The organism is Paracoccus sp. NBH48, assembly GCF_015390265.1.
Classification (GTDB): domain Bacteria; phylum Pseudomonadota; class Alphaproteobacteria; order Rhodobacterales; family Rhodobacteraceae; genus Paracoccus; species Paracoccus marcusii.
The window spans coordinates 269,564-282,126 of the sequence record NZ_VUOJ01000004.1; the positions used below are offsets into that span (position 1 = coordinate 269,564).

At 70.2% G+C, this 12,563-nt stretch carries 10 protein-coding genes and 3 pseudogenes; 9 read left to right on the forward strand and 4 right to left on the reverse strand.

Annotated elements, in window-relative coordinates; genetic code table 11:
- Position 1: 1 nt before the first annotated feature.
- Positions 2 to 654, forward strand: a pseudogene (locus F1642_RS08185) (nucleotidyltransferase family protein).
- Positions 647 to 1,483, forward strand: coding sequence for a hypothetical protein (locus F1642_RS15750; protein ID WP_255522271.1), 837 nt, complete (start codon positions 647 to 649; stop codon positions 1,481 to 1,483). The pseudogene F1642_RS08185 and the gene F1642_RS15750 overlap by 8 nt, the downstream one beginning before the upstream one ends.
- Here F1642_RS15750 and F1642_RS15755 read toward each other — a convergent pair.
- On the reverse strand, positions 1,429 to 2,364 hold the full coding sequence (locus tag F1642_RS15755; protein ID WP_255522272.1) for a hypothetical protein: 936 nt from the start codon (positions 2,362 to 2,364) through the stop codon (positions 1,429 to 1,431). The genes F1642_RS15750 and F1642_RS15755 overlap by 55 nt on opposite strands.
- A 79-nt stretch (positions 2,365 to 2,443) precedes the next feature.
- Between F1642_RS15755 and F1642_RS15760 the strand changes: the two genes are divergently transcribed.
- The 3 genes and pseudogenes from F1642_RS15760 to trxA all read left to right on the forward strand — a co-directional run bounded on the left by F1642_RS15760 (position 2,444) and on the right by trxA (position 7,365).
- Entirely contained in the window at positions 2,444 to 3,595 is a 1,152-nt protein-coding gene (locus tag F1642_RS15760; protein ID WP_255522273.1) for a PD-(D/E)XK nuclease family protein, read from the forward strand.
- Positions 3,555 to 6,923, forward strand: a pseudogene (gene addA / locus F1642_RS08195) (double-strand break repair helicase AddA); the annotation flags it as partial. The gene F1642_RS15760 and the pseudogene addA, both read left to right, overlap by 41 nt.
- A gap of 121 nt (positions 6,924 to 7,044) precedes the next feature.
- Positions 7,045 to 7,365 (forward strand): thioredoxin, encoded by a 321-nt coding sequence (gene trxA, locus F1642_RS08200; RefSeq protein WP_046000498.1) that lies wholly within the window; start codon positions 7,045 to 7,047, stop codon positions 7,363 to 7,365.
- A 34-nt stretch (positions 7,366 to 7,399) separates the two neighbouring features.
- On the opposite strand, the gene F1642_RS08205 is transcribed toward trxA, so the two are convergent.
- The gene (locus F1642_RS08205; protein ID WP_194885969.1) at positions 7,400 to 8,299 is read right to left on the reverse strand and encodes a hypothetical protein; all 900 of its coding nucleotides are present in this window, start codon (positions 8,297 to 8,299) and stop codon (positions 7,400 to 7,402) included.
- A 99-nt stretch (positions 8,300 to 8,398) separates the two neighbouring features.
- Here F1642_RS08205 and hslV point away from each other — a divergent pair, with 99 nt between their 5' ends.
- The 3 genes from hslV to F1642_RS08220 all read left to right on the forward strand — a co-directional run bounded on the left by hslV (position 8,399) and on the right by F1642_RS08220 (position 10,566).
- On the forward strand, positions 8,399 to 8,953 hold the full coding sequence (gene hslV / locus F1642_RS08210) for an ATP-dependent protease subunit HslV (protein WP_046000500.1): 555 nt from the start codon (positions 8,399 to 8,401) through the stop codon (positions 8,951 to 8,953).
- 63 nt (positions 8,954 to 9,016) lie between these two features.
- Positions 9,017 to 10,324 carry an ATP-dependent protease ATPase subunit HslU gene (hslU, locus tag F1642_RS08215; protein ID WP_046000841.1) on the forward strand — a complete coding sequence of 436 codons (1,308 nt, stop codon included), beginning with the start codon at positions 9,017 to 9,019 and terminating at the stop codon, positions 10,322 to 10,324.
- A gap of 62 nt (positions 10,325 to 10,386) precedes the next feature.
- On the forward strand, positions 10,387 to 10,566 hold the full coding sequence (locus tag F1642_RS08220; protein ID WP_045981940.1) for a PLDc N-terminal domain-containing protein: 180 nt from the start codon (positions 10,387 to 10,389) through the stop codon (positions 10,564 to 10,566).
- Between the two features lie 51 nt (positions 10,567 to 10,617).
- Here F1642_RS08220 and F1642_RS08225 read toward each other — a convergent pair whose 3' ends face one another.
- Together F1642_RS08225 and F1642_RS08230 are read right to left on the reverse strand one after the other, a co-directional pair.
- Entirely contained in the window at positions 10,618 to 11,229 is a 612-nt protein-coding gene (locus F1642_RS08225) for a Smr/MutS family protein (protein WP_194885970.1), read from the reverse strand.
- A pseudogene (locus tag F1642_RS08230) lies at positions 11,229 to 11,892 on the reverse strand (Tim44/TimA family putative adaptor protein). The gene F1642_RS08225 and the pseudogene F1642_RS08230 overlap by 1 nt, the downstream one beginning before the upstream one ends.
- Positions 11,893 to 12,003: 111 nt before the next feature.
- Between F1642_RS08230 and F1642_RS08235 the strand changes: the two are divergent.
- On the forward strand, positions 12,004 to 12,543 hold the full coding sequence (locus F1642_RS08235; RefSeq protein WP_139598295.1) for an FxsA family protein: 540 nt from the start codon (positions 12,004 to 12,006) through the stop codon (positions 12,541 to 12,543).
- The last annotated feature ends 20 nt before the right edge of the window (positions 12,544 to 12,563 follow it).

The window sequence follows — 12,563 nt, forward strand, 5'->3', positions numbered from 1 at the left end:
GATGATCTTTGCCGCGGGCCTGGGCACGCGGATGCGTCCGTTGACCGACGACCGGCCGAAACCGTTGATCCCGGTTTCGGGACGCACCCTGCTGGACCGCGCGCTGGACCTGGGCCGCGACGCGGGCGCCGCACCCATCGTGGTCAACACGCATTACCTGGGCGATCAGATCGAACGCCACCTGGCCGGTCAGGAGGTCGCGATCAGCGCCGAGGCGGACCTGATCCTGGACACCGGCGGCGGGCTGCGCCAGGCGCTGCCCCTGATGGGACCGGGGCCGGTGATGACGCTGAACCCCGACGTGGTCTGGACCGGGCCGAACGTCCTGTCGCGCTGATGGCGGCGTGGGACGACCGCATGGACGCGCTGCTGGCGCTGGTGCCGCTGGCCCAGGCCACGGCGCGACAGGGGGCGGGCGATTTCAGCCTGGATGGCGGTCGCCTGCACCGGCGGGGCGACTATGTCTATGCAGGCGCCCAGATCATCCGCACCGATCGGCTGGCCGAAATTGGCGATGCGGTCTTTTCGCTGAACCGCCTGTGGGATCTGATGATCGCGGACGGGCGCGCGCATGGGCTGATCCATCCCGGCGGCTGGTGCGACGTGGGCTATCCCGCCGCCATCCCCCTGGCCGAGGCGCTGCTGGATGGCTGAGATGCGCGGTCTTTACGCGCTGCCCCCCGGCGTGGATTTTGCCGACGCCTTCGTGCGGGGCCTGCTGGAGCGGATGGCGGACCAGCCGCCCGAGGCGCTGGCCGGGGTCACCGTCTTCGTCAACGCCGCGTCCACGCGGGGGGCGCTGTATCGCGCCTTCGACAGGGCGGGGCCGCTGCTGCTGCCGCAGATCCGGTCGATCACCGGGGTCGACCCGGGGCCCCTGGTCATGCCGGACCCACCGGTGCCGCCCTTGGCGCGGCGGCTGGAACTGGCGCGGCTGATCGCGCAGATGCTGGCCCTGCGCCCCGATCTGGGGGCGGGTCATTCGATCCCGGTGCTGGCGCAGTCCCTGTCCCAGCTGATGGTCGAGATGCAGACCGAAGGCCGCGACCTGTCCGACCTGGAGGCGATCGACACCGGCGATCATGCCCGCCATTGGCAGAACGCACTGGCCTTCCTGCGCATCGCGGCCCAGTTCCACCTGGGCGATCCGTCCCAGGACCGCCCTGCCCGCCAGCGCGCCGCGGCCGAGGCGGCCTCCCGCGACTGGCCGCAAGGCATCGATCTGCCGCAGGGCCCGGTGATCGTCGCAGGGTCGACCGGATCGCACGGGGCGACGCGTCTGTACATGCAGGCGGTGGCGGCGCTGCCCAACGGCGCCGTGGTGCTGCCCGGTTTCGATTTCGACCAGCCCGCCCCGGTCTGGGATGGGCTGGAGCGCGCCGACGATCATCCGCAGGCGCGGTTCGCGCCGCTGATCGCGGAGGCGGGCTATCCGCAGCGCTGGACCGCGGTGCGGCCGCCATCCGAGGGCGCAACCGGCTGATCTCTCTGGCGCTGCGGCCCGCGCCGGTCACCGACCAGTGGATCGCCGAGGGCCCTGCCCTGCCCGACCTGATCGCCGCCACCGCGGATCTGACCCTGATCGAGGCCGACCAGCCCGGCCAGGAGGCCGAGACCATCGCCCTGATCATGCGCGACGCCGCCGAACGCGGCGGCGAACAGGTCACGCTGATCGCGGCCGACAGCGGCCTGATCCGGCGCGTCACCGCGGCGCTGGACCGCTGGCACATCCGCCCCGACGACAGCGCGGGCCGGCCCCTGCCGCTGACCGCGCCGGGCCTGTTCCTGCGCCAGGTGGCCGCGCTGTTCGGTCAGCCGCTGACCATCGACCGGCTGCTGATCCTGCTGAAGCATCCGCTGACCGCGACCGGATCGACCGCGATCGGGCGAAACGACATGCTGCGCGAGACGCGCGAGCTGGAACTGCAGCTGCGCCGGAACGGCCCGGCCTTTCCCGATGCCGCCACGCTGGCCGATTGGGCGACCAAGGGCGACGGCACGCGCAAGATCTGGGCGGAATGGCTGGCCGCGATGCTGTCGCGCATCACCGCCGTGGCCCGCGACCGGGCGCCGCGGCCCCTGCCCCATCGGCTGGCCGACCTGCTGGACCTGGCCCAGGCCCTGGCGGCGGGACCGGATGGCGATGCGGAACGCTCTCAGCTGTGGCAGGACAAGGCCGGGCAGATGGCCCGCGCGGTGCTGGACCATCTGGTGGAACACGCGGCGCTTGGCCCCGACATCGGCCCGGGCGACTTCAGCGCGCTGTTGGTCACCGAACTGCAGGCCAAGGCGGTGCGCGACGATGTCGAGGCGCATCACTGCCTGCGCATCCACGGCCCGCGCGAGGCGCGTCTGCACGGCCACGGCACCGTGATCCTGTCCGGCCTGAACGAAGGGGGCTGGCCGCAGGCCCCTGTCGCCCGACCCCTGGCTGTCGCGCCAGATGCGTGCCGCCGCGGGCCTGCCTTTGCCCGAACGCCAGATCGGGCTGGCGGCGCACGACTTTCAGCAGGCCGTGGCTGCCGACCGGGTCTATCTGACCCGCGCGAAACGCGATGCCGAGGCCGAGACCATCCCGTCGCGCTGGCTGAACCGGATGCTGAACCTGATGGGCGGGCTGCCGGATCGCAGCGGTCCAGAGGCGCTGGCCCGGATGCGGGCGCGCGGCGCGGAATGGCTGGCCCTGGCACAGGCCGTGGCGCGGCCCCCCGCCCCGGTGCCCCCGGCGGCGCGCCCCTCGCCCATCCCGCCGCTGCCCCTGTTCCCGGACCTGCCGGTGACGGACGTGTCGCTGCTGATCCGCGACCCCTATGCGGTCTATGCCAAGCGCGTGCTGGGCCTGCGCGCGCTGCCGCCGCTGCGCCCGCAGCCCGACGCGTCGCTGCGCGGCCAGACCCTGCATGCCATCGTCGAGGCGCTGCTGCACAGCCGTCCCACCCCCGACACCTCGCCAGAGGTTCTCAGGGACCGGTTCCTGGCGCTGACCGACCGGGTGCTGGCGGACGAGGTGCCTTGGCCCGCCGCCCGCGCCTTCTGGTCGGCGCGCATCGCGCGGATCGCCGACCGCATCGTCGCGGACGAGCTGACCCGCCTGGCCGAGGGGCGGCCGATGGTCGTGGAGCATCGCGGCAAGGTGCCCGTGGCGGACCTGGGCATCACCCTGACCGCCAAGCCCGACCGGATCGACCTGCTGACCGACAACCGCGTCGTGGTCTATGACTACAAGTCCGGCACGCCGCCGACCGACGCGATGATCCGCCATTTCGACAAACAGCTGATGCTGGAGGCCGCGATGGCGCGCCGCGGCGGGTTCGACGCGCTTGGCCCGGTGGACGTGGCGGGCCTGCGCTACATCCAGCTGGGCGGAGAGGGCAAGACCCACCCGCGCGAGCATGACGACCTGATCGAGGCCGAGACCTGGGACGGCTTCGTCCGCCTGCTGCGGTCCTATGTGACCGGAGAGGCCGGGTTCACCGCGATGCGTGCGCCCCAAAGCACGTCCTATGCGGGCGATTACGATCACCTGGCGCGGTACGGCGAATGGGCGCTGACCGATGCCGCGGCGCCGCGGAAGGTGGGCGATCATCATGGATGAGGCGACGCTGAACCAGATCGCGGCGGCCGATCCGCTGCGCTCGACCTGGCTGACGGCCAATGCCGGGTCGGGCAAGACCCGCGTGCTGACCGACCGGGTCGCGCGGCTGCTGCTGGCGGGGACGCCGCCCGAACGCATCCTGTGTCTGACCTATACCAAGGCCGCCGCGACCGAGATGCAGAACCGCCTGCTGGCGCGGCTTGGCACCTGGGCGATGCTGCCCGAATCTGCCCTGCGTGCCGAACTGGCCCAGCTGGGCGAGGGGGGGTGACCCCGACCTGCCCGCCGCGCGGCGCCTGTTCGCCCGCGCGATCGAGACGCCGGGCGGCCTCAAGGTGCAGACGATCCACAGCTTTTGCGCCGCCGTCCTGCGCCGCTTTCCGCTGGAGGCCGGAGTGCCGATGGGGTTCGCGGAACTGGACGACCGCAGCGCCCGCGCCATGCGCGCCGAGATCATCGAGGCGATGGCCGAGGAATCCCACCCCGCCATCGCGGACCTGACCCGCCTTCAGGGGGGCGACGACCTGGACGGGTTCCTGGCCGGGCTGTCCCTGGCCGATTACGCGGACGCCCCCGACGCGGGCGGCGATCTGGGCCGCGCTGGACCTGCCCCCCGGCCTGACGGCGGACAGCCTGCTGGCCGGGGTCTTCACCGGCGGCGAAGGTGATCTGGCCGATGCGATGATTCCGCCGCTGCGGGGCAGTTCCGCCAATGACGTCAAGCTGGCCGAGGCGCTGGCGCAGGTGAACTGGCGCGATCCCGGCATGGACGACCTGTCCCGCCTGTTCGGGTGCCTGCTGTTCGGCGGCAGCGCCAAGGTGCCGTTCGGCGCCAAGACCGGCAAGATCCCGACCAAGGCCATGGCCACCGGCCCCTGCGCCCCCTTCATGGACGATCTGGACGCCCTGATGGAGCGGGTCGAACTGGCCCGCCCGCAGGCGCTGGCCCTGGCGGCGGCGGAACGCACGCTGGCGCTGCACCGGTTCGGGCATGCCTTCGCGGCGCGCATGAACGCGGCCAAGGCGGCGCAGGGCTGGCTGGATTTCGACGACCTGATCGGCCGCACCGCCGCGCTGCTGGAGGAATCCAGCATGGCGCAATGGGTGCTGTGGCGTCTGGACGGCGGCATCGACCATATCCTGGTCGACGAGGCGCAGGACACAAGCCCTGGCCAGTGGCGGGTGATCCGCCGCCTGACCGACGAATTCACCAGCGGCGCCGGCGCACATGACCGGCCCCGCACGCTGTTCGTGGTGGGCGATCCGAAAACAGTCGATCTATTCGTTCCAGGGTGCCGACATCACCGTGTTCGAGGCGATGCGCGACCGCTTCGCCGCCGATTTCCAGGCCGTGCAGGCGCCCATGCAGCAGCGCGGGTTGGCCCACAGCTTTCGGTCGTCGCCCGCCGTGCTGGCGCTGGTCGACGCGGTGTTCCAGGGAGAGGCCGCGACGGGCCTGGGCGATCCGCCACGGCACGTGGCCTTCAAGGCGGCCCTGCCCGGCCGCGTGGACATCTGGCCCGCTCTGCCCAAGCCCGACAGGACCGACCCCGAGGACTGGACCCGCCCGGTCGATGCGCCGTCCGAAAACGACGCCGACACGCAGCTGGCCCGCCATGTCGCGATCCAGATCCGCGCGATGCTGGGCAGTCCCATCATCGACGCGAAATCGGGCCAGCCACGACCTTTGCATGCGGGCGACATCCAGATCCTGGTCCAGCGGCGCGGCACGCTGTTCGCGGCGCTAATCGCGGCGCTGAAATCGGCGGGCCTGCCGGTGGCGGGGGCCGACCGCCTGCGCCTGGCGGGCGAGCTGGCCGTGCGCGACATCATCGCCACCCTGTCGGTGCTGGCCACGCCCGAGGACGACCTGTCGCTGGCGGCTGCGCTGCGCTCTCCGCTGTTCGGACTGTCAGAGGACGACCTGTACCGCCTGGCCCATGGCCGCCGGTCGCGCGAATACCTGTGGATGCGCCTGCGCGAATCGTCCCACGTGGACGCACAGGCGGTGCTGAACGATCTGGCCGGACAGGCCGACTATCTGCGCCCGCACGACCTGATCGCCCGGCTGCTGACCCGCCATGGCGGCCGCGCCGCCCTGTTGGCCCGCCTTGGCCCCGAGGCCGTGGACGGCATCGACGAGCTGATGTCCCAGGCCCTGGCCTATGAGCAGGTGGAAACCCCGTCCCTGACCGGCTTCCTGGTCTGGCTGGCCCAGGACGAGGTCGAGGTGAAGCGACAGCTGCCCGGCGGCGCGGGCGGTCTGATCCGGGTGATGACGGTGCACGGGTCGAAGGGCCTGGAAAGCCCCGTGGTGATCCTGCCCGAGACCCAGGTCCGCAAGCCCAACAACCGCCAGGCGCTGGTGCGTCTGGACGACATGCCGGTCTGGCGCGGCGCCGCGCCCGAACGCTGCGACGCGGTCGCGATGGCCGTCGCCGAATGGCAGCGGCGGCAGGAGGAGGAGCGGCGGCGCCTGCTGTATGTCGCGATGACGCGGGCCGAAAGCTGGCTGATCGTGGCCGCAGCCGGCGACACGGGCGAGGGGATGGACAGCTGGCACGCGATGGTCGCCGAAGGCGCGGGCCGCACCGCCCTGACGCGTCAGGACCTGCCGATCGAAGGCGTCGGCACCGGGCTGCGCCTGTCCTGGGGCGACTGGCCGGCAGAGGCCGAAAGCCCAGCCCCCGATGCGGCCGTGCCGGTCGCGGCGCCGGACTGGGCGCTGCGCATGGCCCCGCCCGCGCCTGATTTCGTAGGCCCGGTGACGGCCAGCGGGCTGGGGGGCGCCAAGGTGCTGGCCGGGACCAGCGCAGGCGACCGCGACGCCGCGATGCTGCGCGGCACGCGGCTGCACCTGCTGCTGGAGCATCTGCCCGCCCATACCGCATCCGACTGGCCGCGCATCGCCCGTGCGATCCTGTCGGGGGCCGAAGGCGGCCTGCCCGACGCCCCCGACATGGCCGACCTGCTGGACGAGGCCCACGCGGTCCTGTCCGCGCCGGCCCTGACGCAGGTTCTGCAGCCCGGAGAGGGCGCCCGCATCCTGTCCGAAGTCGCGCTGACCGCGCCCGTCGCAGGCCTGGGGACGCTGAACGGGGTGATCGACCGGCTGGTGGTGACCGACGCGCTGATCACGGCCGTCGACTACAAGACCAATGCCGACGTGCCACAGGATGCCGATGCCGTGCCGGAGGGCATCCTGCGGCAGATGGCGGCCTATCGCGCGGCGCTGCGGGGCATCTGGCCGGACCGCCCGATCCGCATGGCGGTGCTGTGGACGGCGACGCGTAGCCTGATGACGCTTCCCGATGCGCTGCTGGACCGGGTGATGGCGGGGTTGGGTCAAGGCGGCCCCTGCCCCTTGACCCGTCCCCATGCGGCCCATACCTGTTGGACAGAACCCGACCTGCCGGCCCGTCCGGCCCACCCCCAAAAGGAGCCCGAACATGGCCACCGTGCATGTGAACGACGCTGAATTCGACGCCGAAGTGCGTCAGGCCGACACCCCCGTGATCGTCGATTTCTGGGCCGAATGGTGCGGTCCCTGCAAGCAGATCGGCCCCGCCCTGGAAGAGCTGTCCGACGAATACGCGGGCAAGGTCAAGATCGTGAAGATCAACGTCGACGAGAACCCCGAACAGGCCGCGGCCCTGGGCGTGCGCGGTATCCCCGCGCTGTTCATGTTCAAGGGCGGAGAGGTCGTGTCGAACCGCATGGGCGCCGCTCCTAAGGCCGCGCTGAAAAGCTGGATCGACGAATCCGTCTGATCTCTGCCTGATTTGTGCGAAAGGCGGCGGCCCCTCAGACGGGCCAGCCGCCTTTTTTCATCGCCGCCAGCAGGCGGTCGTCGGCATCGGGCGCCATCATGTCCAGGCTGGTGCGGCGCAGGAACCAGTCCAGGAACTTCGCGGTCGGGGGTGCGTGGTCCGCGGCAATCGCCACGGCGCGGTCGGCGCCCAGGTGCCCCGCATCCAGCGTGACGTGATGATAATCCGACAGGGCGAACAGCACGACAGGCTTGCCCAGGATCAGCCCGTCGAAGCCCACCCCGCTGTTCTGGGTCACGACGAAGGCGCAATCGCGCAGGCGCGCGCCCGTGTCGCCGCCGATGGTCAGGTTCGGATGATCGCGGGCCAGGCGGTCCAGGGCCGTGCGGTCGGCATCGTCATAGACCTCCTTGGGGTGCAGGGTCGCGATGCAGGGCCGGCCCGTGCGGGCGGCGGCGCGGATCATCTGGACGGGGCTGGCCGACTGAAAGCTGCGCTGGCGGCGGATGTGGCCCTGCAGCGGGATCAGGATGTGATCGCCCCGCACCGGGTCCGGCCCCGGCAGCACGCGGTCGCGCAGGCGGCGGGCAAAGTTGTGCGCAGCACCGTCTTCGATCCGGGCGGGATCGAACGCGGCCTGCGCGATGGGCCAGCGCCAGCGTTCGGCCAACCGCTCCAGCCGCCAGTAGGGATAGTGATAGGCGAGGCGAAAGGTCAGCGCGCGGTCATGGGTCGGACGTTCCATGTTGAACAGCGCATGGCCGGGGCGGTCGGGCGCCTGCGCGCGCGCATCGGGGCCGGACCGCTCGATGCGGATCTGCCAGCCCCGGGGTTCCAGCAGCGCGCGGATGCGGTTCAGGATGCCCAGCTTGCCCGCCTGCGCGGTCTGCAGGACGGGCGGATGCAGATATACGGTCAGCAGCAGATCGCTCATGGCGCGACGCTAGGGGGGGACCGGACGGTTTTCAACGGGTTGCAAGCCGGGCGGGGCGTCCATATCTGCTGCCCCAACGTAGACAGAACGGAGCGCGCAATGGCTGATGACAAGTTTCCCGGCTGGCATGGCACCACGATCCTGGCGGTCCGCCGGGGCGGCAAGGTGGTCGTGGCGGGCGATGGGCAGGTCAGCGTCGGTCCGACCGTGATGAAGGGCAGCGCGCGCAAGGTGCGCCGCCTGACCCCCGGCGGGCGCGACGTGGTCGTGGGCTTTGCCGGATCGACCGCCGATGCCTTCACCCTGCTGGAACGGCTGGAGAAGAAGCTGGAGGCCGCGCCCGGTCAGCTGCAGCGCGCCTGCGTGGATCTGGCCAAGGATTGGCGCATGGACAAGTACCTGCGCAACCTGGAGGCCATGCTGATCGTGACCGACGGGACCGACCTGCTGGTAGTGACCGGTGCGGGCGACGTGCTGGAGCCCGAACATGATGTGGCGGCCATCGGGTCGGGCGGAAACTTTGCCCTGGCCGCGGCGCGGGGCCTGCTGGAGAGCGATCTGGATGCCGAGGCGATCGCGCGCAAGGCAATGCAGATCGCGGCCGACATCTGCGTCTATACCAACGGGCGTCTGACGGTCGAAACCATCGGTTGATGGGTATTTGGACAAAGAAGAAGGGGCGCGCGGTGCACGGCGCCGGACCCCGTGGAGAACGACATGAGTGACCTGACCCCCCGCGAGATCGTGTCCGAACTGGACCGGTTCATCATTGGGCAGAGCGATGCAAAGCGCGCTGTCGCCGTGGCCCTGCGCAACCGCTGGCGCCGCAAGCAGCTGGGCGACGACCTGCGCGACGAGGTGTATCCCAAGAACATCCTGATGATCGGACCGACCGGCGTCGGCAAGACCGAGATCAGCCGCCGCCTGGCCAAGCTGGCCAATGCGCCCTTCATCAAGGTGGAAGCGACCAAGTTCACCGAAGTGGGCTATGTCGGTCGCGATGTCGAACAGATCATCCGCGACCTGACGGACGCCGCCATGATCGACACGCGCGAGCGGATGCGCGAGGCGGTCAAGGCCCGTGCCCACAAGGCCGCCGAGGAGCGTGTCGTCGAGGCGCTGGCCGGCAAGGACGCCCGTGACGGCACCCGCCAGATGTTCCGCGACAAGCTGAAGCGCGGAGAGCTGGACGACACGGTGATCGAGCTGGAGGTGCAGGACAATTCCAACCCGCTTGGCGGGATGGAAATGCCGGGCCAGCCGGGCCAGCCCTTGGGCGGGATGATGGATCTGTCGGGGCTGATGAAGGCCTTCGGCGGCCGCAAGGTGCGCCGCAAGGTGACAGTGGCGGAGAGCTATGAGCTGCTGATTGCCGAGGAGGCCGACAAGCTGTTGGACGACGACGCGGTCAAGGCGACCGCGCTGGAGGCCGTGCAGCAGAACGGCATCGTCTTCATCGACGAGATCGACAAGGTCTGCGCCCGTGCCGAGGCGCGCGGCGGCGATGTCAGCCGCGAGGGCGTCCAGCGCGACCTGCTGCCGTTGATCGAGGGCACGACGGTCAGCACGAAATACGGCGCGGTCAAGACGGACCATATCCTGTTCATCGCCTCGGGCGCGTTCCATGTGGCCAAGCCGTCGGACCTGCTGCCCGAGTTGCAGGGCCGCCTGCCGATCCGGGTCGAACTGCGCGCCCTGACCGAGGAGGATTTCATCCGCATCCTGACCGAGACCGACAACGCCCTGACGCGCCAGTACACCGCGCTGATGCAGACCGAGGGCGTGACGGTCGATTTCACCCAGGACGGCATCGCGTCCCTGGCCCGCATCGCGGCCGAGGTGAACGCATCCGTGGAGAACATCGGGGCACGCCGGTTGTACACCGTGATCGAGCGGGTGTTCGAGGAGCTGTCCTTCACCGCCCCGGACCGCAGCGGCCAGTCGGTCAGCGTCGATGCCGATTTCGTGGAACGCCATCTGGGCGATCTGTCGCGGTCGACCGACCTGTCGCGCTACGTGCTGTGAACGGGGGAACCTGCGGCCAGCCTGTGGTGTTGGCTGGCTGAACACAACAGGGGACGGATCACATGGGTTGGCTTTTCAGCGTCATCATCTTTGCACTGGATGTCTGGGCGATCGCGCAGATCATCAACACCAATGCCAGCAACAAGTCCAAGATCCTGTGGATCCTGCTGATCGTGATCCTGCCGGTGGTCGGCCTGATCATCTGGTACTTTGCCGGACCCAAGTCCAACGTCAGGCTTTGACGCGACCACACTGACCTGACGCCAGCGCCCCCCGATTTCGGGGGGCGTCTTTCATTGCGGCCTGCGCAGATAGACGTAATAGGCGCCGTCGCCGCCATGACGGAAATGCGCGGCCGTCACCTGCTGGACCACCGCCGCCAGGGGAGGGCTGTGCAGCCAATAGGGCACCTGATGGCGCAGCGCGCCGGGCCGCGTCGGCAGCGGGCCGTGATCGCCCCGCCCCTTGCCCGTGATGACCAGCACCAGCCGCAGCCCTGACGCATGGCAGGACAGGATGAACCGCAGCAATTCCGGTCCCGCCGCGGCCAGCGTCAGCCCGTGCAGGTCCAGACGGGCCTCGGGGCGCAGCTTGCCCTGGCTCATCTTGCGATGCGTGCGGGCATCCATTCGCAGCCCAGCTTGGGCCAGATGTTCGGTCGGGGTCTGAGGGCGCGCGACGACGGGGGTCGCGGGCTTGGCGGCCTGACCGATGCGGAACCGGGGCATCGCCTGCGGCTGCGGCGGCGCGGCGGCCGGGGCGACCGCGGGCGGTGCGACGAATGCGGAAAAGGCCGCCAGATCGGCGGCCTGTCCTTTGCGCTTGGGGTCAAGCGGCTCTGCGGTTCGGGCGACGCGGGACCACAGGTCCCGGTCTTCGGGCGTCAGGCCCCTGCGCCGGCGCATCAGCTTGTCGCGACAAGCTGCCAGTTCGGATCGTCCTGGCCCATGCGGCGCGCAAAGGTCCAAGTGTCCTTCTGCTTGCGCGAAGCCTTGGGATCGCCATCGATCACCGTGCCGTCGGCGTCGCGGGTCGCGGCGATCAGCTCTCCTACGAATCGGATCGAGATCTCGGCCAGACCGGTCGCGGGGTCGAACTCGGCCGCGGCCAGCTTGGTGTCGCGGGTACCCAGATAGGTCGCCTCGACCGTCTGGCCGTTGGCCACGCGCTGGTCGATCACCGACTGGAACGCCTCTGCCACGGGATCGGACAGGAACGGGCGCACCTCGGTCAGATCGCCCCGTTCGAAGGCCATCAGGATCATCTCATAGGCGCTGCGGGCACCGCCCAGAAAATCGCGCAGCCCGAACGACGGTTCGACCCGTTTCATCGCGGCCAGCGCCTTGGCCGCGGCACCGCCGGCCTCGGCATGATCCAGGATGTCGTGATCGACCTCGTCAGCAGACCCCTCGATCACCTCGAAACGGGCGGGCGTGGTGCTGGCCGTCGGCTGGTCGACCTGCGGCGGCTCAAAGCCGTCACGCGTCCCCAGCACGTTTTTTCAGCCGTAGGATCAGGAAGATCGCGATCCCGGCAAGGACGATCAGCTGAAGAAGCGGGTTGGACATGCAGGCAACCTCTGGGTCATAACGGGTCGTTGGTATCGGGCGGTCTGTGCATTATGTAGGGAGTGCCTCGGCGCAAGTCCAGTTTCCGCGCCGGCAGGAAGGGGAATTCACATGCGGCTGATCGCCATGTTTCTGGTGGTGCCGATCATCGAGATCGCGCTGTTCATCCAGGTCGGGGGCCTGATCGGCCTGTGGCCCACGCTGGCGCTGGTGCTGCTGTCGGCGGTGGCCGGCGTCGCCATCATGCGCAGCCAGGGTGCGCGGGCCGGCATGCAGATCCAGCGCAGCCTAGCCGAGATGCGCGATCCGTCACGCCCGCTGGCGCATGGCGCGATGATCATCGCCGCGGGCCTGCTGCTGCTGCTGCCGGGGTTCTTCAGCGATGCCTTGGGTCTGCTGCTGCTGATCCCCGCGGTCCGGACGATGCTGATGGCGCAGCTTGCGCGCCGCGTGCGGGCATCGCGGGTCCAGATGCATGCTGCGACGATGCGCCGCGACCCGCATCGCCCGCCCTATGACAAGGGCGTGATCGACGGCGAATTCGTCGTGGCAGACGAGGACGACCGCCGTCCGCCCGTCGATCTGCCGCTAGACACCGACGACACGGGGCCCTCGCGGCCGGGACGCGGGTCGGGCTGGACCCGGCATTGAGGGCAGGCGGCCGGCCTGCT